The following is a 25,579-nucleotide window of genomic DNA, read 5'->3' on the forward strand; positions in this document are numbered from 1 at the left end:
TACTAAAACTTCAATCCACTGCACAACAATCCTTAAAATATTGCTGTTTTTATTCTCCCAACGGTTCACTGTTGGTAAAGCAACGCTAAGGATAAATTGCTAATTCTTCTTGTGTAAATCCCATTAATATCCCGATTTTATAGACAATTTTACCGATTTCGGGCTGGTTAATTATTTGTAACTTGAAATGTGAATTTTTATTACATTCAAAAGGAATGATCTTGATCAGTGTTTTATCAAGTTACATATTAACTATTTTTAAAAAGAATGTCACGTTTTTTGTAGATATTAAATTCATTAAAAACTCAAAGCTGACCTCTTGGTGAAGTCAGTAAATATATAGAAATTAATTGAGATAATTGCCAAGATAATTTGATATTTCCGTTTAATTAGCCCAGGACTTACGCAGAAGAGATCCCCCAACCCCCTTAAAAAGTTGGCTCTTTCAGATCCTCCTTTTTTAAGGGGAGCCAGCGCTCCACTTGGGGTCTCCCCAAGTGGAGCGACTGGCGTGGGTTAGGGGGATCGAGGTTTCAGGTTTTCAGTGCGTAAGTCCTATAGCCTTGACAGTGATAAGGATAAATTGTTAATGCTTGTAGTCAATAAGTTAAGTTAAGTCGGCGTTAATATTTCAAGCTATGTTAAAAGGGTTGTACCTAATAGAAAGCCATCCGCCCCCTTAAAATAATGTAAGCTTTTGTGAAAGTCCGAGTGGGTGTCGGTACTCCTTGCCGAGGGGAGCGACCCCTTCCTTGAAAAGTTCCCGAAATTTCCACTAGTCGAACCTGAGTTTTAGAAAGTAGATAGTCTTCTTCTACAGGTTATGGTAATTTTTGTAGAGCTTCTTTATAGCTCATTAAACTAGACTTAATAACTTTTGAGTTAATTGCTTTAAAGCGTTTTGCTACTATCTCTAGTGCTGTTTTTGCTGCAACTTGTTCACCTATATCAGCAGTCGGATTTGCTGGAGATGGAAGACCTAGTAACGAGTCGGTATTTAAAGGAGGTAGTTGCCGTTTACTGTCTTCAGGATTTGGTGCAGGCTCTGTAGGAAAAACATTCATAGGAGAAAGTTGAGAATCTGACGGGCTGTTTTGGGCTACGACTTGGTTTTTATATAAAGATGTCAAAATTTTTTCTTAACTCAAGCTCATTTTCAGACACTTATTTTGAAAAAAGATACTAAGAATTATGACCAACTAACGGTAACAGCAAGCGGCTAACTACCCGATTATCTGGTAATTGATAGAAATTCAACTCTCCTCCCAACTCCTGCATGAGGTTTTGGCAGATTAGCAGATGTAAACCTGGTGGTTGGTCGAGGTTGGAGGGAGCAAGCACATCTTTGGGTGTATTATCATGTAGTTCTGTGAGTAACTGTGGTTCGATCGCACCGTTGTATGTAATCGACAGTTCTAGCGATGTCTGATGATCATCTCCTACACTTGCAGAAGAATGCTTTGCATCTGAGGGTTTTGACGCATCTAAACGGCGACACCAAATATCAATTCTGCCTCCGGTTTGAGAACGGTTACAGGCAGTAAGCAATAATTCATGGATAACTAATTCAATTTTGACAATATCACCAGCGATCGCCATTGCGGATTGAGCGCTTGAACTAGGAACGCCTCTGGCTAACGAAGAGTTCTTTGGCGATTCTTGATCCTCAATCGGTTGTCCCAAACCATGTACACCAATCCACAGCTTTTGTTGTTTAAGTAAATTCTCGATGCGTTCAAGCGATCGCTTCATTAAACTGGCTATGGACATCGTTTCCCAACTGATATGTAGCTGCCAATGCTCAAGTTTTAGCATTCCACTCATTGAGGTGGCTGTGTGGTCTAACTGCCGCAGTAATAGCTGATAGCGCATCTGAGTAAGTTCATTAGCAGGAATGCCCAAATCATGTATTTGTTTAAGGGATAAGGCCGTTATTCTTTGGATTTCCTCTAAGCGACGATGTTTGTACCAGTTGAGTTGTCGTAATTCCTCTGTTGTGGATTCTAGAAGTCGGGTAATTTGCTTTTCACGACGCCACCAGGCTAATTGAGAAATCAGAGTTACTGTCGCACTAAGGTTTTGTTCTGACCAGCGACGCGCTTGATAGTCTGCTAACAACACTACACCCGTGGTTTCATAATCAGCGTTGGTACGTAATGCCATCACGAAAATTTGACCTTTGTCTGGAGCATTCAACCATTTCCGGGTTTCCGGGAGTAAATTATCTACCTTCAAAGTCAGGTAACTCTCCGTAGCAAGTGCCCACTGAATTAAAGCTTCAGCCTGGATAGGAATAGATGCATCGGAAAAAATCCCAAATTGACTATCGTCAATCACTCCAGGGATAATTTCTGCCCAACTTTCACCAGGCGACCAGGATAGCAGTACCGCTAGGGGACAGCCCAAAATTGATGCTATTTGTTCGAGTGCTGTCCGTTCTAAATGCTTTTTTTTGACCTCGATTTTGCTATTCTGGGATTGTGTCAGGATGCGTAAGCATTGCTCAAATGCCTGGGAAGTTTTTTGCTGCTGAGTAGTGCGGTTGTGCAATTGCCACTGACGAACAATTACACCAATCTGTTGACTAACAGCCCACAGTAATTCCTTTTCCAGAGTTGTCCAAGAACGATGGGTTTCGTGAGTGATGACCAAAAGTGCTGGTGGTATATGACCTTGAGCGCATTTACAAATGAGTAGCGATCGCACACCATTTTCTAGTAAAGGCGGACGCCAGTTAAAAAAGCGTAAATCTTCATCTAAGTTCTCAATTTCCACCGCTTGAGTTGAACGTTGCAAAAGCTGCCCATCTAATTCTTTGAGAGTATGAAGCGTAAATGTCAACGGTCGGCGATTATGGGGCTGATTTTGGTAAATAAATTGATAATTATTCTCCTCCGGGTCATACTGCAACAGCAAAAATCGCGTAGCAGCTAGTCGAGCTAAAACTCTTTTTGCACAGCTGTGTAAAGTTTCCTGAAGGTCATGTTCGCTATAAATACCTTGGGCAACTTGGCTAGTCAGTTGAGCATCCTCTTGAATCTGTTTGATAGTGCTTTCCATGCTTTCGGTAGATGCAACCAGGGAGATTAAGCCAGCAACACCCTGGACGAAATTTTTGTCTGTCTCCGTCCATATCCGAGGTTCATTGCTTTCCACCGCCAGAAAACCTACTAAGTTCTTTTGCCAGATTATCGGAGCTGCCAAGAGCGATCGCACCTTCAGCCGTTGCAGCAATTTTGCCGTAAAATGGCTCTTTAAAGTACTGCGTGCATCACCAATCGAGACAATTTGGTTAACAGCCAAAGCATAATAAAAGTCGCTCAAATCCTGTACAGTCATTCCTGCTGCTTGCTGACTGCTGGAATTGCGATCAAGTTTGACCAGCTGATTGCTCATCCGACACCAAAAGTAGCGCCCTTCCCGCTCAAACCAGTAAACATTTGTCCGGTTGGGGGAGACAAATTTATGAGTTGCTTGCACCGCTGCTTCAAGTCTTTGATTAAGGTTAGTGAGGGTGCGTAAATTTTCCAGTAATTCTAATAATGGCTCGTCGGTTCTCTTGGTTTGCTTGTGGTGCAAATCCATCTCATTTTGATAAAGCACTGCCCCCAGTTCGCCTATAACCATCATCAAACGGGCTTTTGCTTCCCCTGTGAGTAGGTAGCCCCAGCGTTCTGAACCCAGCAACAACAAACCCAAGCAACGGTCTTTATAGCGAATTGGTAAAATAATCGTTCCCTGGATGTGGAATTTTTCGGCAATTTTTCGCCAATCTCCGGCGCGAATTTCAGTTTGCAAATCGGCTACGCCCAAGGGATGCTGTTCAATCACTACTTGCTCTAATAAATCCCCAGGACTGAGAACAACCCTTTGTCGTAAAAAGCTCGTGTCATGATCAGGTGTGATGCCTCCTTTGCCGAATAATATGTGATTCAGGCGATCGTAAAGAGCAATCCAAATCAGTCTGTAGTCAAACTGTTCCTTGAGATAAGAAATAGTAGTTTCAATCAGAACGTCAACATCATCTTCTTCCCTAAGGCTCTGGAGGACGCGTCCCAAGGAGAGGATCTGCTGTTCGGCGGCTATAGGTTTTTGCGGCTGCCCCATCTGATTTATTGGTTTACATAACTTGTAATATATAAGATGCCCAGAAAAGCACCTTGACTAATATGGCCACAGGTGTTTGCTGAAAGTTATAAGTAACAAGTTAGTAAAAATTACATTATGGAATGCTAAGGAAATGGGTGAACCTTCAGCTGATGCTCTAGAGGAGCAGCGACAAGTCTCAGAGGAGAAGCGAGAGTCTGCTGAAGATGTTAGGCTCTCGGAAGAGAAGCAGCGGGAGTCTGCTGAAAATGTCAGGCTTTCCCAAGAGGATCAGCGACAGCTTGCTGAACAAATGAGGCAGTATGCCGAAGAAACGCGACAGCTTGCTGAAGAAGTCAGGGAGACTGCCGAAGAAACGCGACAGCTTGCTGAAAAAGTCAGGGCGACTGCCGAAGAAACGCGGCAGATTGCTGAAGAAGCACGGCTAGCGAAAGAAGAACTCCGACAGGCTAAAGACGAAGCACGGCAGGCTAAAGAGGAACTGCGACAAGCTAAAGAGGAACTCCGACAAGCTAAAGAGCAAGCGCGGCAGTCTACCGAATTCGCGTAGTGTTAAGGATTGAGATGGATATTTATCAACTTGCCATTCGTCCGCTTTTGTTCAATCTGGTAAAAACCGATTCAGAGTGGTTACACCAGCAGACGATTCGCAGTTTTAGCTGGCTATCGCAAAGGAATATTAGCTCCCCTGCTAATTGGGTAAACCGCCGCCTACAAAAATCCCTGTGCCTGTACGATTCACGCCTAGAACAAAATTTGTTTGGGCTAAACTTCCCAAATCCCGTAGGGTTAGCAGCAGGCTTTGACAAGGATGGAGTCGCTGCTGGCATTTGGTCTAACCTGGGTTTTGGCTTTGCGGAATTGGGAACTGTAACTTTTCACGCACAGCCAGGAAATCCGCGTCCCCGTTTGTTTCGCTTGCCGTTGGATAAAGCTGCTCTCAATCGCATGGGCTTTAATAATCGTGGTGCAGCAGCAATGGCGGCACGATTAGCACAAGAAAAGCATGAGTTAACCCAGTCAATACCTATAGGGATAAATTTAGGTAAATCTAAGATAACTCCCTTAGAAGCAGCCGCACAGGATTATCTCGATAGTTTTCGCTTACTCAAGGATTTGGGAGACTATTTTGTTGTTAATGTCTCTTCCCCCAATACACCGGGGTTGCGATCGCTCCAAGATGCTTCTATGCTCAGTGCCATCTTAGAATTATTGCAACAAGAAAATACTACACAAAAACCGATTTTTGTCAAGATAGCGCCAGATTTAGATTGGGTGGCGATCGCTGACATTATAACTCTGGCTAAAAGCTACCAACTGGCAGGAATTATCGCCACCAATACCACCATCCGCCGTGATGGACTAAAAACCCAGGTAATTGACCAAACTGGCAAATCACCCCAGGATGAAGCTGGCGGAATTAGCGGTGAACCATTGCGCGATCGCTCCACTGAGGTGATTCGTTTTATTTGGCAGCAAACCCAAGGACAAATCCCGATTATTGGCGTTGGTGGCATCTTTTCTGTTGAAGATGCTTGGGAGAAAATTACTGCTGGTGCTAGCTTGATTCAGATTTATACAGGCTGGATTTACGAAGGCCCACTGATGGTACGCCGGATTCTTTTAGGTTTGCTTTCAAAGCTAGAACAAAACGGATTAAATTCCATCAACGAAGCTGTGGGTTTAGAATTCAAAAATCAAAAATATTAATTACCAGGACTTACGCAAAATTGTCTCAAAAACCTGATTTGTCGTATCGGTAATTCATGAATTACCGCTACTTCAGAACTTTTTTGCGTAAGTGCTGATTACTTTTGATTTTTGAATTGTTTAACCTTCTTCTTCCAGTGGGAAAAACTCCTTAGTTTTTTCCGAGTATGACCAGGCAATACCATCAGGGTCTTTGCTGCGACTCCACTCAGGAAACTCTGGATCATTTCGCCGTTTATAAACCGTGCTGGAATAGACATTTAGCCGTTTGGCAAGTTCAGATTGGATCAGAGAGCCAAAAACTAACTGTTTTTCTAGCGATCGTTTAGTTTCCTCATGGTTTGGCTGTGGAAGTGATTCGGTTTCTAGTTCTTCCTCCTGTGGCGTTGGTGGTGGTGGTGCTAGGAGCGATCGCGCAGTTTTAGTAACTGGTTGAGCAGGAAGTTCTTTAACAGGCTCACTACTATCAAGAATATTGCCGAGAATGCTGGCAGTTATAAAGTAATAAGACTGCCCTGCATCTTCAGAGTTCAGTATACTGGCCCCAAATTCCGAGGCTTTAGTATCTAAGTAGCGTTTTGCCGTTGTTCCAGGAAAATTGCCCCTGATTGCCAAGTCCATTGGCGTAAGTCTGCCCTGATTTTCGCGAACCAACTGATGAAAAATTGGATTAACTCGCACAGTCCACTGTTGCCATTGATATTCCTGCCAAAGCTTGAAGCCAATTACCAGGAAAATTACCGCCAGTAAAATTCTCCAGGTAGCAACCAGGAAAATAATCAAAAACGAGATGGGCAAAAGTAGAACGAGAAAAGCATTACCATTACCTTCTATCGGTTTTTCACTCATACCGATTTTTGCCAAGTGAATTTTAGGAAATAATATATTATATTGGCAAAAATTTGAGTACTTTTTTGTATCTTTTGGCAAATTTGTGGCAAATTTCCTGGCAAAACCTTTACTCGCTAGGTGTTATAGCCTTGTGAAACTGGAACTTCTTTAATATTGGTCTGCGATCGGGCAGAAGTTTTTTCAAGAGAAAATAAGAGGGTTTTGACAAGAGCGATCGCAATACATCTCAGATAATATCCCCGCAAAATTCTGAGCGACGGCTTGCTTGTACCGCTCAGAATTCTCTTTGCAAAACAATAATTCTAAATTAGCTTGCCAGCCCCTTGACAACAAATAATCCGTATACTACATTAATAATACAAGTAAACTTTCATTAGGGAGTTAGCTTTCACCAGTAGCGGATAGCTCAAATGGCAGAGCGCCCACCTTGCCCGGAAAGGCCGACAGATCGAGGGTTATCGCATATAACTAAAACACCCTTGATCCAACTTCTGGAGGTGCAGGTAAAAATCCTGTTCCGCTACACCAAACTAATTTTAGATTTTGGATTGAATCTAAAATCTAAAATTTCAAATCTAAAATTTTTCATGTGGTGGGTAGCTCAGTGGTTAGAGCGCCTAAATATCCTTATTCACCCCTTGCCTGAAAAGGCCGACGAATTGAGGGTTATCGCCTGCCAAGCGGGAGGTGGCGGGTTCGATTCCCGCTCCACTACACCAAATTCAGTACTGAGTGAAAAGTTAAAAGTGAGGAGTTTTAAATGTTTAACTCCTCACTCCTAACTCCTAACTCCTAACTTTATATGTGGCGGGTAGCTCAGTTTGGTAGAGCGCTAAACATCCTTCTTCACCCCTTGCCTGAAAAGGCCGACGAATTAGGGTTATCGAATCAGGTTCGAGAGGTCGCGGGTTCAAATCCCGCTCCGTTACACCAAATAATTTTAGATTTTAGATTTTGGATTAAATTTAAAATCTAAAATCCAAAATCCAAAATCCAAAATTTTCATGTGGTAGGTAGCTCAGTTTGGTAGAGCGCCGAAAAACATCCTTCTTCACACCTTGCCTGAAAAGGCCGACGAATTAGGGTTATCGCCTGTTAAGCCGGAAGTCGCAGGTTCAAATCCTGCTCTGCCACCTTTCATTTTTGCCCCCAAGGGCCGGGAGATGAAGCGATGAATTACAACTTCTTCACTAAAAAGAAAACAACTACACCACAAAATCAGCCTATCCCCGGACGGGAAGCAGAGATGATTCAGGGACGTTCCGGCGGCTTTATGTTTGATGCTGGTATTTGGAAAATGCTGCGTCGCTGTCTTTTGGTTGGCACAGCAAAAAGCACTTACTACGCTGGTAAACAGGAATTAACTGAAGATTTTGTGGCAGTTGTCAGACAAGCTGTTGCCGAAAATCCCAGCCGTGTAGCGGAAGAAATTTTGTATGCTAGCGATGGACGCGCCATCAATAATAGTGCGCCTATCTTGGCTTTGGTGCTGCTATCGATGGGTGAAACACCAGCAGCAAAACAGGCGTTTGGTGAAATCTTCCCGCAAATTGTCCGCACTGGTAGCCACTTCTACGAATGGTTGAACTACACCAAATCTTTGCGGGGATTTGGCAAAGTAGTACGGGAAGCTGGTAAAACTTGGCTCTCAAGGGAAGATGTCAAGGGTTTAGCTTATCAACTGTTGAAATATCAACAGCGTCAAGGCTTCTCCCACCGAGATGCGTTGCGGTTGTTCCATGTCAAACCGCCTACAGAAAATCACCGTCAACTATTTGAGTGGGTAGTTAGAGGCTGGGAAGAATTACCAGCAGATATTCCCTCAGAGGCGTTGGCGCAGATTTGGTGGTATGAGTGGCTGAAGCGAAATCCGACCCAAACCCATGAAGCTATTTCTCAAGGACGCTTAACCCACGAAATGGCTGCACCTGTGGGCAAAATGGATCAGCAAGCTTGGCAGCTACTATTTCAGGAAATGCCAATAGGTGCAATGCTGCGTAACTTGGGTTCTTTAACTGAACTGGGTGTGTTGCGAGCCGATGAAAGCGCCAATTTGCTGCAAGTGGAAGCAGTTCTTAATCGCAGAGAACATCTGCGTAAAGGTCGCATCCATCCGATTGATGTTTTGAAAGCACTCAAGACTTATGAATCTGGTGGAACATTAGGACGCAGTAAGAAAACTTGGAACCCAGTTCCTCGGATTGTGGACATTTTAGAAAAGGCGGTTGAACTATCTTTTGATGTTGTGAAGCCCACAGGTAAAGTGTTCATGCACGCCGTAGACGTTTCTGGTTCTATGGGTAGCTTGGTTGCAGATATGGGGCTGAGTTGTTGTGAAATTGCCACCACAATGGCGCTAGTAACAGCAAAAGCAGAGAAAAACTACATGATTCGCGGCTTTGCTACGGAATTTCGGGAATTAGGTATCACCGCCAAAGATAGTTTTAGTTCTGCGGTTCGCAAAGCTAGCAACCAAAACTTCGGTGGAACTGATGCATCTGTGGCTTACGACTGGATGATTAAGAATAAGTTCAAAGCTGATGTAGTCTGCTTTTGGACTGACTCAGAAAGCTGGGCTGGGAATAAGCATCCAAGTCAAGCGTTGAAGCAGTACCGCAAAAAGATAAATCCCAACGTCAAGGCGGTGTATGTCAGCTTGACACCTTACCAAATTACTTTGGTAGATCCTGAAGATTCGCTGTCTTGGGATTTGGCAGGGTTTGATCCGGGTACGCCTCGGATCATCCAAATGCTAGCTACAGATGAGTTGTAGATATTGCTGAAGGGTAAAGGATGAAAAACTTTATCCTTCATACTTCATGGCGGGTTATCCTTGTTCGCAACTTGCCTTTCGGGGACGTTCGCGAAGCGTGGCGTCAGCCAAGAATTTAGGGTTATCGGTTACATCTCCACCATTGTGGGGATTAGCGGGTTCAAACCCCGCACCCGCCTTTGTTTGATTCAGGACTTACACAAAGACGCAAATAAGAAGGCGATTTAATTTTTGAATGGTCGTTTTTCTATTTCAGCGATGGGTAAGAGTAGGGTGTCTTCGATGTGCGATCGCATTTTCTCAGAAGCACTGTTGAGGCAGTCAACTAATAATCTATTAGCATCATAGTATTCCTTGAGTTGTTGCTTTTCTTGAACGCTGAATTGCCAATCAGTGCTAATATTGATCCGTGGAATATTTGACATGATTTCTGCAATTTTGTCAAGCCATTCTTGACCATTAATTTGAAACCATTTCTCAAATTCTTCTATACTTCCACGCAACTGAGATCCACAAATATCCTTAAATTCTTTCAGTAATACGATTGGAATTTTTCGACTAATTGGGATTAACTCAGGTTTAACTATATGCAATAAGCTACGGTAAAAACTTATCTTTCCAACATTTTCAGGTAGAAGAGATTGAATTTGTTGTAATGCTTGATATAACTCTGGATTTATTTGTAGTTTATGATTGAGAACACGCTTAATACCAGGTAAAATTTCTAAAAAAAAGTCTATATCACTTAAATCACTAGTATTGCTTAGTTCCCAAAATAGAGATTTTGGATCAAAACAATATAAGAATGTAAGAATACTATTGATGTCCTGAGCAATTTCAAAAGTAATATCTAGCTCAATAGATAAATGCATATCCAAAAAATGACACATTCCTACATTTTCTAGCTCAAATCTGGGATCAATTTCATTAGATAAATTCCCAAATATGTCTACAGCTACTTCAATATAAGCAGAACGGATACAAGCTTTTTTATAAATAAATTTGCAAAAAAAACCTTGCTGTTTTTGATATATAAAATTTAAAAATTCTTGTACTTTTTTAGATGATTTGAGGAATTTATCAACTTGCTCTTTCAAGGAAAATAGTAAATAGTCTATTGATTGTTTGCTTAAATTAAGCCTTGACTTAGCTTCTTCCCATATAACTTTATGTAGAGAGTATCCTGCTGGTCGAAACACTGATAATTTCACTTCGTTTTGCAGCTTTTGTAAATCAAACATCCATCCTTGTGCAACAAGAACATGTAAATCAAGATTATCTTGCCAATACTCAGGTATATTATCTATCATTCCCTTTCGGAACTCTAGTAAATGGCTTTGTTCCAAAGAATCAATACTAGGTAGCTTTTCTTCTTCTCCTACGTCCCAAAGTAGACATAATATTGCCATTCTTGGAATATGAGGTATTTTTTGATAGCTAAATAATCCTAAACGGCAAAGAAGATTATAAGCATCAATATTATTATCTTGTATACGGTCAAATTGACTTGTAACTAAATCTTTTATGTTGCCCTTTAATAAATATTTTTTATTGTCTTGCCAATAAGTCTCTAAGTCACCATTATATTTTGTTTGTATAGGTTCTCGGAGAACTTTCATACATAATGCATTCCCACCATAAGATTTGTGGATTGCGCTCATAGCTGGAGAATTAACATTAATACCAAATCTGCTAAAAAATTTTTGCCATGCACTCTCATCTAGTTCTGGTAATTGATAAGCTTCAACAAAGCTCAACTTAGCTTCATTGAGCCTCTGACGACTGGTAATTAATGTGATTGATTTGATATTAGGAGCATTTAAAACTCTAATGAATAGCTCTAAATAGTCAATGTGGCCTTTTTTAAACTTACCATTCTCATCTAATGCAGTTTCAAGATTATCAATCACTATACCCACTGGTTTGTTCTGAAGCTTACGCTTTAGTTGCTCCAGTGTTCCGATGAAATCCTGTTGTGGTTCTTCTTTAAAGTGATGACGTAGCTGATCATTGACCCAACTTTTTACAGAAGTGATGTACTGAGCTTGCATTCCTACTTGAAGTTCCAAATACTCTAGCTTTTGAGTCTCGAAGTAATGATAAGCCAGTTTTGTTTTGCCTATACCACCTTTGCCATAAATACCAATGGCTTTTGCATTACAGTCAATCAGCATGTTGAGGTGTGCGATCGCATCCTCACGCCCCACAAAATCAGAATTGTTGGATATTGGTAGCTCAGAGACTGACTTTTGAGGCTGAGGGTTTGCGGCTAGGTGCGATCGCTGCTCCCTCAATTGTCCCTCTATTATTCCTCGAAAAGTCTTTTTAGTAACTTTTATTTTTAATACTTCTGATAGTTTGTTCCATAGTTTTGGGCCAACATCTTTCTCTAAATATCCAGGGCTAAGAGGATCTATTTGTCCATAAGTTAAACTTTCCCAAGACCCTCTAAAAACTTTAATTTCTATATCATTTAGAGGTTTTTTTGTTTTGTTAGTAATTAATTTATTGGCAAAATCTAAAGCTTCATTAACATCCATTGGTGTTTTAAGTTGTGAGACTTATCTTCTATTGTAATGGGCAATATGAATCTCTCTTTACAAACAATGTACGGTAAATAGAATCGCTTAACCTCAACCTCACAAGTAAAGTCAGTCTACAACTCCATAAAGCTTACGTAGACAAGCTTTGTTTGTATAGCCCCACATTTTTTTTCCAATGTGTTAGCGCAACGGCAGGTAGTGCAGGCAATTTGCCAAAACAATATGCCCCTCATCAGGAAATTCTGAGGTTTGCTGAGGTTACTTAATCTAATAACTCCTGAATTTCAATGAGGTTTTATGGATTCTAAATTTTTTAGTTATGAACCAACATATTGAAAGTTGAACTCACAAAACAGGGATAATTTAATATGCGTCACAATAATTTACAGCAAGAAGCAATTCAACTTGAGTTGCTTAAAAAAACTTTGCAGGGTTGGCAGCCAGCTTTTTCAGTCGTTGAAAGCTATGAATGGTCAACCGATCAGTTAGAGCATCACTTCGGTATTTCACGCCAAGAGTTATATAAAATCAGGAGTAAACCCCATCCTTGGCGCTCCTCAACTTTGGTTTTTCTACACCTGCGAAAAAATAAATGGCGGGTTTACAGCCTCAACCCTTTACAAACTGGGGGATAAGGTCAAAGCTGTTGCCCCCGCACTTCATATTCACCTTGCGGATATCTCACTACAGGATCATCTTGTAGACAACCAGCCGTCTGTTCAAAAAAACCAGAAGGCCACCCCAATTCTTCAGGTGTTTTTACCTGCACTGGTGCTTCAATGTGACCTTTTTCTGCAAACATCCTCAGAGCATCAACAATTACTTCCTCTGGCGAAGCATACTTACCACTTTCAATCTGAGTTTGGATGAATTGCTCTATTTCTGGATTTAAAAACACATTCATATATCTATTTACAAGGGTGTTTTTCCATAACTATTTTAGTCTTAGGTGAGATTGTAACTGAAGATTAGGCTGTTATTTATATGCTTTGGATCAAAAGCGCGATCGCATACCCGCTCAAACTAGGCATCGCAAACATTTACCTTTTGCAAAATAGACAAGATCCTTTTTTACAACATAATGTAATATAACTTAGCAATATTCGAGCGATGCCTACGGCGGGCTGCGCCTACGCTGTTCCTTTTGGATGTAATTGCTATTAATGCGGCAATGTGCTACATATCAACCTGGTTTCATCCCAAATTGTCCACCCAAAGACAGTAGATGAAGTTTTGTTTGAATAACTATAAGGGATGAAATAGCTCTGCTTTCCAAAAAGTAAAAAAGGAACAGATTTTTATGACATTTGATTACGATTTGTTTGTCATTGGTGCTGGGCCTGGGGGATTGGCAGCAGCTAAAAAAGCAGCTAGTTACGGCATCCGTGTAGCTGTTGCTGAACAAGAAGCCATCGGTGGAACCTGTGTAAATCGCGGTTGCGTTCCCAAAAAACTGATTGTTTACGCTGCTGACTTCGCCCTGAAAAATAAAATAGCGCCCAGTTATGGGTGGAGTGACTGTCAAACATACTTTGACTGGACATTATTTATTAAGTCAGTACATCAGCATATTGACAGGGTTAACCAATCCTATTTTCAGCAATTGCAAAAAGCTGGAATTGAATTGATTTCTCAAGAAGCCACTTTCATCGATGCCCATACTATCAATATTGATGGACGCAAAGTTACAGCAGACAAAATTTTAATTGCTGTGGGAGGGCAACCCCTCAAGCCCAACATCCCAGGTATAGAATACGCCATCACATCCCGCGAGATGTTTCAGCTACCTTATTTGCCGAAACGTTTAGCAATTATTGGCGGCGGCTACATTGGCGTAGAATTTTCCAGCATGATGCACGCTTTCGGCTGCGAGGTGACGGTGATTGAAAAAGACGAGATGATTTTATCGGGGTTTGATAATGACATTCGCTCTGCTGTACAACAGGGTTTGAGCAAACGGGGAATTAAGTTATTCACCAACAGCACTGCTCAAGAAATCAAATACTCAGAAGAGGGTTTTTTGTTGACTATTAGTGGTGAGAGCCAAGAAATAATTACAGCAGATACCATCTTAGTTGCCACAGGTTACGCTCCAAATACCAAGAATCTTGGTTTGGAAAATGCCCATGTTGAAGTTGGCGAAGATGGTGCAATTAAAGTAGATGAATACAGCCGCAGCAGCCAAGAAAACATTTTTGCTGTGGGTGACTGCACCAGCCGCGTGCAATTGTCTCCAGTGGCTCAGGCAGAAGGTATTGCCTTTGCCAATACAGTTTTTGGCAACAAGCCGCAAATACTGAATTATGATTATGTGCCCACTGCTGTTTTTTGCCGTCCAGAAGCGGCTAGTGTGGGGATGACGGAGGCAAAAGCACGGGAAAAATTTGGTGAATCTGTACAATGCTGCTGCACCCAGTTCCAACCACTGTTGTATCAGCTAATCGAACAGAATGAGCCAACCACTATAAAGTTAGTGTTAAATGGTGATTCTGGGCAAGTTTTGGGCGCTCATATGGTGGGTGAAGACGCAGCAAATATCATTCAAAGTCTCGGCGTGGCAATTCGCAAGGGCATTACCAAGGAAGACCTGGATGAAACTATAGGCATTCATCCGACGGTAGGAGAAGAATTCTTGTCGTTAAATTAAAATCATGTGCAGGGCCGAGTGAAAAAGGCACGAATAGAGAAGGGGGCGGGGTGTATGGGGTAAAATCCTTTTTCTCTGCTCCCCGCCCTTGTGCCCAATTATTCTTGTTCCTCTTGTCCTTCTGAGCAAGATTTTGTGGGAGCGCCTAAATCGTCTAAAGTATTCATTAATAAGTCATCCTGTAGCATAGGGTATCTGCTTTGGGAATTTACAATATCGTCAAAAGCTTCAAGAGCTTCAAGATCCTTAAGAGCCTCTGATGCAGACTGATATCGCTGTTTAAAGTCATCCAGCACCATTTTACTGAGAATATTAGCTAGGGAGTGGCTCATTTGCGCCCGTAGTTTACCGCCGTAGGCATCGCTCCATTTTATCTCTCCATCAGTATCTCTATTTAGCTCACGGGGTGCTATACCAGTCAAGGCTTTAATCCCAACCATTCCCACTGCATAGATATCACTACTGTAGTGTGGACGCCCAAAACATTGCTCGCTTGGTGCGTAACCCTGAGTACCAATGCCAATGGTGAAGGGGATTTGCTCTTGATGATCAAGCTGTTTTGTGCTGACTTCTTTGACGGCTCCAAAGTCAATCAGCACCAGTTTACCGTCTGAATGTCGCCGGATGATATTGCTGGGCTTAATATCCCGATGAATCACGTTATTTTTATGTATAAATGTTAATGTTTGCAATAAATCCCTGACAATTTTGATCACTGCAATTTCATCAATTGTTCTACCTGCTGGGAGTTCCTGATTTAAAGGATGACCAATTATCTGTTCTTGCACTAAATAAAATTCTTCATCTTCTTCAAAATACGCCAAAAGTTGAGGTATTTGAGCGTGCGTTCCCAATTTTTCGAGTGTTTGCGCTTCTGACTTAAAAAAACGTCTAGCAATTTGCAATCCTTCGGGTTTGGTGTTAGCTGGTTTTAGTTGCTTGACAACACATCGCGGATTACCAGGACGTTGGGTATCTTCGGCAATATAGGTTTCGCTGAATCCACCGGAACCGAGAACTTTGACAATTTTGTAGCGTCGAGCCAGGACTTTCCCTGATAAGGCTAAATCTCGTTGCTCGATTAGTCCTTGGAAGTCATCTTGTTGGCTGATAATCTCTTGGACAACAGTGGAAGTTTTATACTTCTGAAAAATGTCTACTAATTGGCGTTTTTTGATGCTTTCTCTGACTAATGAGGTTCCCAGGTAGGAAAGTCCGATCATTGCGATCGCGATGACTGGTACTGTAGTAGGCAAAATTAACTGACCATAGACAAATAACCCATAGCTAATTCCTACCCAACTACCAGACAAGGCAAGGCTATATAGAAATCTATTGATACTACGTTTGCGTCTGTTAATCATCAAGGCTGTACTGCCAACTAGAATTAGCACAAACAAACCTTGCAACGGTGGACTCTTAATTCCTGGGGCAATCGCTTTACCTTGCATCAAAGTTGCGATCGCATTGGCGTGAATTTCCACACCCGACATGGGTTTACTGCTGTTGGTAGCAGCGACTGGATAATAATCATTGTTTAACTTATCTGTTGCACCAATCAGCACTATCTTGTCTTTAAATACCTTTCCCTGCTGCAAATAGGTATTCCAGTTTTCCGGGTCGAGTACGTGCCAAAAGGGTATTTGCTCAAATGTACCCGCAGACCCCCAAAAATAAATGTGATCGCCCTTTGGTTGAGGATAATTTACTTGTCCTGCCCTGAGGGCTGCTTCATCAAAAGAGGGTAGCTTCTCGATCAAATTATCTTCAGCTAACAACTTAGAAAATTCACTTGCCAATCGATGAACTTTACCATCCACCTCCAGGGGGAAATTAACTGAGCCAATGGACACTGACCCTGTACGAAACATCTGCTGTGGGTCTATCAGTTGTATAAAAGACCCTTGGTGCGTCTGGGAATTTTCGTAGACGGCTGCTAAGGTAACTTTGCTGCCATATTTTTGCAATGCTGCCTGGAGTTGGCGATCGTCAGTAACTCCATAACTACTTTGCGTGTCAAAAACGACATCTACTGCTACAGAGCGGACACCTGCTTTGATTAACTTTGTGATTACCTGAGCATATGCAGCCCGTTTATAAGGATAAGATTTCAGTGTTTCTAGATAGGCATACTGTTTCGGATCTGTTTTATAGTACTGTTCGGGTACTGATATTGACTGATCGTCTATTGCTAAAATTACGATGTCTTCTGGAGGCACAATCGGCCCACGCAGTTGAAAAAAGCCAGAAAGCGCCTTATTTTCCATCAATTGAACCAATTCCCCACCAGAAGCACTCAGCACTGCTGCCCCCATTACCCAAGCGCCAGCGAGGAGATGACCTAAGCGAACCATCCACCTAGACTGGCGAGCCGATACTGTCGAGGTTACTTTTGTCGGTTTACTTGACACTCTATTGGCAGCAGAGACATAGTTTTTAGTTAAGGTAGATGTAGGTTCTTCTGCCATATCGTGTTACTGATTGATTTAAGTCCAACACTTTTATTTATTCAGACCACGTTTTAGTGTAAGCACATTCAAATAAGACTTAAATGACAATCTTATACATTTGTAAAGTATCTTCTATTCATCAACAAACTTTTATTGGCAGAGCTAGCCCCCAAGAGATTTCTACTCAGGTACTGCCTAATACTGCCTAATTTATTCTTTTTCTGTTAAGTGAGTTACAACTAGTGATTGTCTCACACATCAGAGCCGGATCTACTTCGCTTCTGCAATTGGTTGTGGCGAGATTTTACCCTAACCTAACCAACAGGTACGCTCTTAACTGGGTGTTTTACCAGAAGCTGTCCCAAGACTGTCTTCTGTCTTTGGCGCAATATTGGTACTCCCCACAAAGCGTGTCCTTATACTGACAGCTTTACCTATAGATAGGCATCAACTTATATCCTACCCTAAGCCTATGCTATACCTCTTTAGGAGTAAACTTTAGTGTTATACAGCGATGAATGCTGTTACTGGTTCAATTTTATTGGTAGATTTTGATCACAGCGTGGCTCTTGCAGTGCCGGAGGTGAATAAGGTTAGCACCCAGGATCTCAACTCCAATGTTGCAACCGTTTTTATGCCTTGAAAGAGGTAGGATAAAAGCTATAGATGAAGAGCTACTTTATAGATATTAGCAAACAAGGCATTTGAAAATTGCTATAATCTATTGTTCCATCTAAATTCATTTATATTATTAGGTGTAAATTTGTATGGGTTCTCCAATGAATCGTCTGTCTATTTTTGTAGATGGAAATAATATGTTCTATGCTCAACAAAAAAATGGCTGGTTTTTTGACCCGCGGCGAGTCTTAGAATACTTCAAACATGAGCAATCAGAAACAACATTAATTAATGCCTTCTGGTACACTGGCTTAAAAGACCCACAAGATCAGCGAGGTTTTAGAGATGCTCTAATTAGTTTAGGATATACAGTCAGAACTAAAATTCTTAAAGAATATTATGATGATACCTCTGGTCGTTACTCGCAAAAAGCGAATTTAGATATTGAAATTGTTGTAGATATGTTTAATACAGTAGACCAGTATGACAGAGTAGTATTATTCAGTGGCGATGGAGATTTTGAAAGAGCAATCGAACTATTACGCTCAAAAAATACACATATTACGGTAGTGTCAACAGAAGGGATGATCGCTAGAGAGCTACGGAACGCTACTGACAGATATATAGATTTAAATGATATCAGAGAACAAATAGAAAAAACCGAAGGTTAGTAGCCTTAGCAATTATTTACAAAGGTAAGAGTAAAAGAAAAACTAAGGTTGAAGATATATTGAGCCACAAGTAAAAACTAAACAACAAACCGCAAATGACAAACAAAACAGATCGAATCATCATTTTTGATACTACACTGCGAGATGGAGAGCAGTGTCCAGGAGCAACTCTGAACATAGACGAAAAGCTAGTTATTGCCAAGCAACTCGCGCGTCTAGGTGTGGATATAATTGAGGCAGGCTTTGCCTTTGCTAGTCCTGGAGATTTTGAAGCAGTTAAGAAAATTGCCCAAATTGTCGGGACAGAAAATGGCCCGGTAATTTGCAGTTTGGCAAGAGCCATTAAAGCAGATATTGAAGCGGCCGCCGAAGCATTAAAACCAGCAGTTAACGCCAGAATTCACACATTTATTTCCACTTCTGATATTCATTTAGAGTATCAGTTGCGAAAGTCACGGGCAGAAGTGCTAGCGATCGCCCAAGAAATGGTAGCTTATGCCAAGTCCTTCATGACAGATGTCGAATTTTCGCCGATGGATGCGGCTCGTACCGATCCAGAATTTCTTTACCAAGTGTTAGAGGGAGCGATCGCAGCTGGTGCAACAACAGTTAACATTCCCGATACTGTGGGTTACACCACCCCTAGCGAATTTGGAGCCATAATTAAGGGCATTATCGAAAATGTTCCCAATATCGACCAAGCGATTATTTCCGTTCACGGTCATAATGATTTAGGCTTGGCAGTTGCTAACTTCTTAGAAGCCGTGAAAAATGGCGCACGGCAACTAGAATGTACAATCAATGGGATTGGCGAACGTGCCGGAAATGCCTCACTAGAAGAATTGGTAATGGCGTTGCATGTGCGACGGCAATATTTTAACCCCTATTTGGGAAGACCAGCAGATTCTCAAGAATCCCTGACAAATATTGACACTAAGCAAATTTACAAAACTTCACGCTTGGTTTCTAATTTGACGGGAATGTTAGTACAAGCAAATAAAGCGATCGTTGGGGCGAATGCCTTTGCCCATGAGTCTGGGATTCACCAAGATGGTGTGTTAAAAAACAGGCTCACCTACGAAATTATGGATGCCCAATTGATTGGCTTGACAGACAATCAAATAGTTTTGGGTAAACATTCAGGGAGAAATGCTTTCCGGACTCGGTTGAAAGAATTGGGCTTTGAACTGTCGGATACGGAATTAAATAAAGCATTCGTCAGATTCAAAGATGTCGCAGATAAAAAGAAAGAAATTTCTGATTGGGATTTGGAAGCGATCGTTAACGATGAAATCCAACAAGCGCCCGATTTGTTCCGTGTAGAGTTGGTGCAAGTTTCATGTGGTAGCAACGCCCGTCCCACTGCTACAGTTACCCTCCGCACCCCACAAGGTGAAGAATTAACCGATGCTGCGATCGGTACTGGGCCAGTGGATGCAGTTTACAAAGCCATCAATCGGGTGGTGAATGTGCCTAACGAGTTGATTGAGTTTTCTGTGCAGTCAGTAACGGCTGGTATTGATGCCATTGGAGAAGTGACGATTCGTTTACGTTATGAATCTAGAGTGTTTTCTGGTCATGCAGCGAACACAGATATCATCGTGGCATCTGCTCAAGCTTATGTAAATGCGCTGAATAGGTTGTATTCTGCATTGCAAACTCAAGAAAAGCCAGAGGAAGTAACTGCACTGCATTAGACCTTTTGCATAAGTTGAGATTTGTTAAATAGAACGACAGATAAACACAGATAAATATAAGTGTTTATCTGTCGTTTCTTTTGCTGTTTTTCAGCTTTTTGTAAGAATGTAGAGACGTTGTAATGTAACATCTCTAGACACCGAAAAATCCTACAAATAACTTTAACTGAACGGTATTGCATTATAAATATTTTTTACTTTTTCAGATTTTTAGATTTACCTCATATCCATAAAACTTTATGATCAAAAATGATGTTTATACTCAATCAGCTTGTATGAGTAACGAAAAAACTCCAGAATTGCCGCTTTGGGTACAAGATAGAGATATAGTTATTGCTCATGATGAAGAAGTACAGTGGCGAGAAGGAAAACGCCCAGATTATTCTTACACCAATGAATTTCTTCATCAAGAAAGCAAATTTCAGCATCTAGAAGGTTCTTTAGAGGCGATCGCACAAAATTTAGTCCGAAATTTTGAGATGGAAGCTTCTAATAAATCTAATCCTCAACAGTGGCTTTCGATTGTTACTGATAAGTTTAAGATGAGTACCAATGGGGGACAACAATTCACTGCTCAGGATGTTGCAGTCGAAGGTACTTATAACCTATTTTTGGGTGACAGTGAGCAGTATAGCTCTGAAACAGAAACCTTTGAATCTTCATTTCAAGTTTTTCATACAGCCTTTCCTAATGGCTTTCTTTGGGAATTGACAGAAGTCCTTTCGGGGCCGCCTAATGTTACCTTTAAGTGGCGACATTGGGGAACATTTAATGGTTCGTATAAAGACTATGCACCCACCGGGGAAACAATAGAAATGGTAGGAGTTAGTATTGCTCGCGTAACTGATGATTTGAAGATTGAGTCTTTAGAGCATTATTTTGATAATAATGCCTTTCTTCAGAAACTAACAGCAGGTGGTTGTCCCTTCCATTCCCAAAATCAGTAGCTTTGGCGACTAGAAGTCGCGCGCCAGTTACTCATGAGGGAAACCCCCAGACGCTCTCTACGAGACGCTGCGCGAACGCGGACTCGCTATCGCTTTTAGCGTCTCCCCTTGGGAGAAGACCGCACTGGCTTGGCTATACAGACAAAACCTGCCTCCGCAGGTTAGCAAACCCTTGATTTTGTGTTAGTCCACGGAGGAAGACGAAAGTTTGTGTAGTAGCGACTTCTAGTCGCCTAATACTTTTAAAATATCCTTTTACTCATGAGTGATCAGCATTAGTATTTAAACGCATCATGATTTTTTCTGGCTCTGTCAAATTCTTAAAACCATAACGGCGATAAAGTCCATGAGCATCTTTTGTGCCTAACATCCACCTTTGAACATCTTGCAATTCTGAATATTCCAAAATATATTCTACAAACCATTTTCCTAAACCCTGTCCTCGATAAGGCTCTAGAATAAAAACATCTTTTAACAACGCAGAAGTTGCATAATCAGTGATGACTCTCGCAAAGCCAACTTGTTGCTCACCTTCATAAAGTCCAAAACATAAAGAATTTTTTATTGACTTATCCACAAGGGCTAATGGGATGTTTTCAGCCCAATAGGAAGTTTGTAAAAAATCATGAATAATCTGAATATCCAATTTAGATTTATCCGTGCTGATGTAAAATTTGTGTTTTAATTCTTCATTCATCATGACTAAATCTTCTATTTAATAAATTGAAAAATAATATTTAATTATAATTCATTCTTACAGTCAGTGCGTTGCAACATAAGATGATGAAATTACTGAACCATTAGCTGGATAGCAGAGGCTATATTCAAAATCACATCATTCATATTCAGCGTTTAAGGATATGAGTGCATCTACTATTGATTATGAATCAGCCTACATCAAAATCTTGGCAAGAAGTTCGCGCAGCTTTTCAAAAAATCTGGGGTTATGAAGATTTTCGTCCCCCACAGGGAGAAATTGTCAGTAGTTTATTAGCACAAAAAGATGCGCTGATTATTATGCCCACAGGTGGAGGAAAGTCCATTTGTTTTCAACTCCCTGCACTGCTACAAACAGGATTAACTTTGGTAGTTTCGCCCTTGGTGGCGCTAATGGAAAATCAAGTACAGGAACTACGACAAAGCAATCAGAAAGCAGCGCTTTTACATAGTGAATTGTCTTCATCTCAACGCCGTGCAACTCTGCAAGCTTTAGAACGTCAACAGCTAAGATTACTTTATTTATCGCCAGAAACTTTGCTAAGTGCGCCAGTCTGGGAAAGATTATGTCAGCCGCAATTGCAAATTAATGCCTTAATTTTGGATGAAGCCCATTGTTTAGTGCAGTGGGGTGATAGTTTTCGCCCAGCTTATCGCAGATTAGGGGCGGTGCGTCCTGCACTACTAAAATCAAAACCACCGGGAACAAAAATTAGTATTGCTGCTTTTACCGCTACTGCTGACCCTTTAGCCCAAAAGATTATTCAAACAGTTTTACAATTACAGCAACCAGAGATTTTTCGCTTGAATCCCTACCGTCCTAACTTGCATCCCAGCGTTCGCATTGCTTGGACACCACGAGGTAGGAAACAACAATTATTAAAGTTTATTCAAAATAGACCGCAACAATCTGGATTAGTTTATGTTCGCACTAGGAGAGATAGCGAAGATTTAGCTGAATGGTTAGCAGACATGGGTTATGCAACAGCTAGTTATCATGCGGGATTGGGTGCAACAGAACGCCGTGCAGTAGAAGCAAGTTGGTTAGGTGGTAAAATACCCTTTGTAGTCTGCACCTGTGCGTTTGGCATGGGGATAAATAAATCAGATGTTCGCTGGGTAATACATTTTCACGCACCACATCTGCTATCTGAATATGTGCAAGAAATTGGTCGCGCTGGACGAGATGGTAAACCAGCAGAAGCGTTAACGTTAGTGAGTGAACCTACGGGGTGGTTAGATCCAGAGGATAAGCAAAGACAGCAGTTTTTTGAAGAACAAATGCGATCGCAACAACAAATAGCGCAGCAACTTGTGAAAAAATTACCAAAACAGGGAGAAGTGAATGCAGTGACGCGACAATTTCCTGATGGTGCGATCGCCTTATCTTTACTCCATAGCAATGGTCAGCTAAACTGGCTTGATCCTTTCCATTACACTATTGCTGAAAAAGCGGTAACTCAGCCACCGACCCAATTACACGCTGCCAAACAAATGCATCAATATCTGACTACAAAGCAGTGTCGTTGGCAGTTTTTATTAAATGCCTTTGGTTTTGACAAAGAAGCAGCTAACTGGCGTTGCGGACATTGTGACAATTGCCGCTAAACTGCCCTGTTCCCTATCCTCCAATCTTGGGTTTCAGAACTGTTTGTAGTCTGCGTTTTAGCGAAGACAGCACAAACTACTCACGAGTATAAAAAACTCGTTAGCGATCGCAGAATAGTTTCTTGCCAAATATTTAGGTGGTAGATTTGAACCTTTGGGAGAGATTCCAGGTCATTCAGGAATAGTTAAATAAAGTTTCAAAAGGGTGGTTAGTGTTATTCACCGACCACCTTAATATTTTTAATCCAGTAAACGTAGACTCAAAGTGAATCACTGTGACAAAGCGAGAAAACCTTACACTAAGGCAACGTTGAAAGCCATAGTTTTGGGAGACTATTGTTTTTCGTTTAATTCCAATGAAAGAAGCCATTGATTTTTGACCTAGTTTAAGCAAAGCAGATGACACTTACAGAGTTCAGTCATGGGTTTGTTACAACTGTCTTAAAGAAGAATCAATCAAAATTTTTGCTAAAAATAGATAAAATAAATTATAATAGTCCGCAAGTAGTGGGGCGAATAATGATGTCCTCCGAACCCAGTGAATTAGATAAAAAGATTCAGTCTGCGGCAGAAATGAGTCAAGAAATTACTAATGCATTAAAAGAAACATCAAAAAAAAAATTAGAGGAAGCCTCAGAAGAATTTAATTCAATAATTAAAAAAAATGAAAGTCAAGAAGAAGAACGAACCTTACAAGCAGAGATTAAACGGGAAGCAACAAGAGATGAAATTAGAAAACAATGGAAGCGCTATTAGTCTAAAACACTTTATTTATTTAGATAGAAACCGTCTAAATTCATATTCTTCTCAATTAGAAGACGGGATAATTCAAATAAGAAGATTAACAGAAAACTTAGGAAATAAAACTGCTGATGTCCACGGAGAGAGATATACCGAAAAAACAGAAGAAGAAGCCAGAGAGATAGAGTTCAGTCTAGGGCCAAAGAACCTTATGGGGGGGTATCAGGGAAAGGAAATGATAAGCTAACTAAAAAAGAAGGATATAAAGAAGGTGCAAAAACAATAACGGACGAATCATCGGAAAGCTTTTCACAAGATAAAATTGATTATCATAACAGTTATTTAATATTTGAAAAGCAACTAATTACAAAAGGCATTTTGAAAGAAATTCGCCATTAAAATCAATTAAAACAGTATGCATCTTTAATCAAAATTACAGGAACATCAAAGTTTTTTGATTGGAATTCATTACTGAAATTGTATGATGAGTTTGGAAATATTCTAGTTAATAACTCTCTTTCAGAAGAAGCATTACAAGCAGATGCAATTAAACTAATATTACAAGCAGTGAAATTATTCTCACTAGGTGAAATTACTTTGCACACGAAAATAGGAAATTCAATTTTAATTAGCTCTCTTAATGTTGAAAATTTATGCATGACAAAAGATCAACTACGTTCAACATACGTAATGCCGGGGGATGTAGAAACAACTATTGTTGGATTTGTACCAAAACGAAGAATAGAACAAACTACATTCCCTGGATTGGCAGGAACTCTAAACATGGCTGAGTTATGGACTCAAATGGCAGGAGAAGTTCAAACAGTCATCGACCCATTAGCAATCTATACAGAAATACATATCTAAATAAAAAATAATTAATTTAAAATCTGCAAAAGTTCCTTAATTTTGTCCTTTTTGGGACTTGTGTACGTTCAGAAATCTGTTAAGCTATTCTCGCGCTAGAAAACTGAGCGATCGCACCTCTCAAATCACTTTGTCTGTCTGCCTTTTAACCGCATTGCTTTATCCAGTGTTAAGCACTTGCTCTACGGTTAGCTGTAATTCTCTTAAGATAGTAAAAGCGATCGCCCAGCAGTTTCTCGCCAAATATTTATGTGGTAGATTTTAACCTTTGAGAGATATCCCTGGTCATTTAGGACTAATTTGACACTCCTAGCTTTAAGCACTCTGATAATCAGACTCTTCTTTTTCCAAGAGAAAATCGAGATAGTCTTATAATTGCAACAGCCTTTCTCCAGATAGCTGGCGTAACTTGGCTAAAATCATTTCTTCTTGCTGCCACTGGGCAATGGGGATAATTTGAGATGCTGGTACTTCGATCGTTACATGGGGCAGATCAAACCCTTCCAGACTATACCCGTCTTCTTCGCCTTCAGGCATGGGGTGCGATTCGTTCACTCGAAATGAGTAGAAATATTCAGGGATGAGTGACATTTGAGAGATAACCCTAATGGGTTGAGTTCGCACTTTAATC

At 40.9% G+C, this 25,579-nt stretch carries 20 protein-coding genes and 4 tRNA genes; 16 read left to right on the forward strand and 8 right to left on the reverse strand.

Going from position 1 to position 25,579, the window contains the following annotated elements; genetic code table 11:
- Positions 1–821: 821 nt before the first annotated feature.
- Positions 822–1,130, reverse strand: coding sequence for a hypothetical protein (locus V7K30_RS18095; protein ID WP_335001537.1), 309 nt, complete (start codon positions 1,128–1,130; stop codon positions 822–824).
- Positions 1,131–1,182: 52 nt separating this feature from the next.
- A complete protein-coding gene (locus V7K30_RS18100) occupies positions 1,183–4,107 on the reverse strand; it encodes a sensor histidine kinase (RefSeq protein ID WP_335001538.1) in 2,925 nt (974 codons plus the stop codon).
- Between the two features lie 133 nt (positions 4,108–4,240).
- Between V7K30_RS18100 and V7K30_RS18105 the strand changes: the two genes are divergently transcribed.
- On the forward strand, positions 4,241–4,657 hold the full coding sequence (locus tag V7K30_RS18105; protein WP_335001539.1) for a hypothetical protein: 417 nt from the start codon (positions 4,241–4,243) through the stop codon (positions 4,655–4,657).
- 14 nt (positions 4,658–4,671) lie between these two features.
- A complete protein-coding gene (locus V7K30_RS18110; protein ID WP_335001541.1) occupies positions 4,672–5,817 on the forward strand; it encodes a quinone-dependent dihydroorotate dehydrogenase in 1,146 nt (381 codons plus the stop codon).
- A gap of 120 nt (positions 5,818–5,937) precedes the next feature.
- Here the strand turns inward: V7K30_RS18110 and V7K30_RS18115 are convergent, their stop codons facing one another.
- Entirely contained in the window at positions 5,938–6,666 is a 729-nt protein-coding gene (locus tag V7K30_RS18115) for a hypothetical protein (RefSeq protein WP_335001543.1), read from the reverse strand.
- 397 nt (positions 6,667–7,063) lie between these two features.
- Here V7K30_RS18115 and V7K30_RS18120 point away from each other — a divergent pair.
- The 5 genes from V7K30_RS18120 (at position 7,064) to V7K30_RS18140 (ending at position 9,442) form a co-directional block, all read left to right on the forward strand.
- Positions 7,064–7,197: transfer RNA gene (locus tag V7K30_RS18120), tRNA-OTHER, on the forward strand.
- A gap of 61 nt (positions 7,198–7,258) precedes the next feature.
- Positions 7,259–7,388 (forward strand) — tRNA-OTHER (locus V7K30_RS18125).
- Between the two features lie 85 nt (positions 7,389–7,473).
- A tRNA-OTHER gene (locus V7K30_RS18130) sits at positions 7,474–7,602 on the forward strand.
- A gap of 74 nt (positions 7,603–7,676) precedes the next feature.
- Positions 7,677–7,803, forward strand: a tRNA-OTHER gene (locus tag V7K30_RS18135).
- A gap of 37 nt (positions 7,804–7,840) precedes the next feature.
- Positions 7,841–9,442 (forward strand): TROVE domain-containing protein, encoded by a 1,602-nt coding sequence (locus V7K30_RS18140; RefSeq protein WP_335001545.1) that lies wholly within the window; start codon positions 7,841–7,843, stop codon positions 9,440–9,442.
- A gap of 224 nt (positions 9,443–9,666) precedes the next feature.
- On the opposite strand, the gene V7K30_RS18145 is transcribed toward V7K30_RS18140, so the two are convergent.
- Positions 9,667–11,982 (reverse strand): NACHT C-terminal helical domain 2-containing protein, encoded by a 2,316-nt coding sequence (locus V7K30_RS18145; RefSeq protein WP_335001547.1) that lies wholly within the window; start codon positions 11,980–11,982, stop codon positions 9,667–9,669.
- 371 nt (positions 11,983–12,353) lie between these two features.
- Between V7K30_RS18145 and V7K30_RS18150 the strand changes: the two genes are divergently transcribed.
- Entirely contained in the window at positions 12,354–12,620 is a 267-nt protein-coding gene (locus V7K30_RS18150; RefSeq protein WP_335001549.1) for a hypothetical protein, read from the forward strand.
- 2 nt (positions 12,621–12,622) lie between these two features.
- On the opposite strand, the gene V7K30_RS18155 is transcribed toward V7K30_RS18150, so the two are convergent.
- The gene (locus V7K30_RS18155; protein ID WP_335001551.1) at positions 12,623–12,889 is read right to left on the reverse strand and encodes a ribbon-helix-helix domain-containing protein; all 267 of its coding nucleotides are present in this window, start codon (positions 12,887–12,889) and stop codon (positions 12,623–12,625) included.
- A 396-nt stretch (positions 12,890–13,285) separates the two neighbouring features.
- Between V7K30_RS18155 and gorA the strand changes: the two genes are divergently transcribed.
- Entirely contained in the window at positions 13,286–14,632 is a 1,347-nt protein-coding gene (gorA, locus tag V7K30_RS18160) for a glutathione-disulfide reductase (protein WP_335001553.1), read from the forward strand.
- Positions 14,633–14,730: 98 nt separating this feature from the next.
- Here the strand turns inward: gorA and V7K30_RS18165 are convergent, their stop codons facing one another.
- Positions 14,731–17,100: a CHASE2 domain-containing serine/threonine-protein kinase gene (locus V7K30_RS18165; RefSeq protein ID WP_335001555.1), complete on the reverse strand. Its 2,370-nt coding sequence runs from the start codon at positions 17,098–17,100 to the stop codon at positions 14,731–14,733.
- Between the two features lie 749 nt (positions 17,101–17,849).
- Here V7K30_RS18165 and V7K30_RS18170 point away from each other — a divergent pair.
- The 3 genes from V7K30_RS18170 (at position 17,850) to V7K30_RS18180 (ending at position 21,015) form a co-directional block, all read left to right on the forward strand.
- On the forward strand, positions 17,850–18,371 hold the full coding sequence (locus V7K30_RS18170; RefSeq protein WP_196517317.1) for a LabA-like NYN domain-containing protein: 522 nt from the start codon (positions 17,850–17,852) through the stop codon (positions 18,369–18,371).
- A gap of 95 nt (positions 18,372–18,466) precedes the next feature.
- Positions 18,467–20,068, forward strand: coding sequence for a 2-isopropylmalate synthase (locus tag V7K30_RS18175; protein WP_335001557.1), 1,602 nt, complete (start codon positions 18,467–18,469; stop codon positions 20,066–20,068).
- A 275-nt stretch (positions 20,069–20,343) separates the two neighbouring features.
- Entirely contained in the window at positions 20,344–21,015 is a 672-nt protein-coding gene (locus tag V7K30_RS18180; protein WP_335001573.1) for an ester cyclase, read from the forward strand.
- Positions 21,016–21,274: 259 nt separating this feature from the next.
- Here V7K30_RS18180 and V7K30_RS18185 read toward each other — a convergent pair whose 3' ends face one another.
- Entirely contained in the window at positions 21,275–21,715 is a 441-nt protein-coding gene (locus tag V7K30_RS18185; protein ID WP_335001559.1) for a GNAT family N-acetyltransferase, read from the reverse strand.
- Positions 21,716–21,897: 182 nt separating this feature from the next.
- On the opposite strand from V7K30_RS18185, the gene V7K30_RS18190 reads away from it, so the two are divergent.
- The 4 genes from V7K30_RS18190 (at position 21,898) to V7K30_RS18205 (ending at position 24,948) form a co-directional block, all read left to right on the forward strand.
- Entirely contained in the window at positions 21,898–23,340 is a 1,443-nt protein-coding gene (locus V7K30_RS18190) for a RecQ family ATP-dependent DNA helicase (RefSeq protein WP_335001561.1), read from the forward strand.
- Between the two features lie 399 nt (positions 23,341–23,739).
- Positions 23,740–24,096, forward strand: coding sequence for a hypothetical protein (locus V7K30_RS18195; RefSeq protein ID WP_335001563.1), 357 nt, complete (start codon positions 23,740–23,742; stop codon positions 24,094–24,096).
- Positions 24,065–24,328: a DUF6414 family protein gene (locus V7K30_RS18200; protein ID WP_335001565.1), complete on the forward strand. Its 264-nt coding sequence runs from the start codon at positions 24,065–24,067 to the stop codon at positions 24,326–24,328. The genes V7K30_RS18195 and V7K30_RS18200 overlap by 32 nt, the downstream gene beginning before the upstream one ends.
- 230 nt (positions 24,329–24,558) lie before the next feature.
- Entirely contained in the window at positions 24,559–24,948 is a 390-nt protein-coding gene (locus tag V7K30_RS18205) for a hypothetical protein (RefSeq protein ID WP_335001567.1), read from the forward strand.
- A 369-nt stretch (positions 24,949–25,317) separates the two neighbouring features.
- Here the strand turns inward: V7K30_RS18205 and V7K30_RS18210 are convergent.
- A partial coding sequence (locus tag V7K30_RS18210) for a hypothetical protein (protein ID WP_335001569.1) occupies positions 25,318–25,579 on the reverse strand: 262 nt, incomplete at its 5' end.

The organism is Nostoc sp. (assembly GCF_036917655.1).
Lineage (GTDB): Bacteria > Cyanobacteriota > Cyanobacteriia > Cyanobacteriales > Nostocaceae > Nostoc.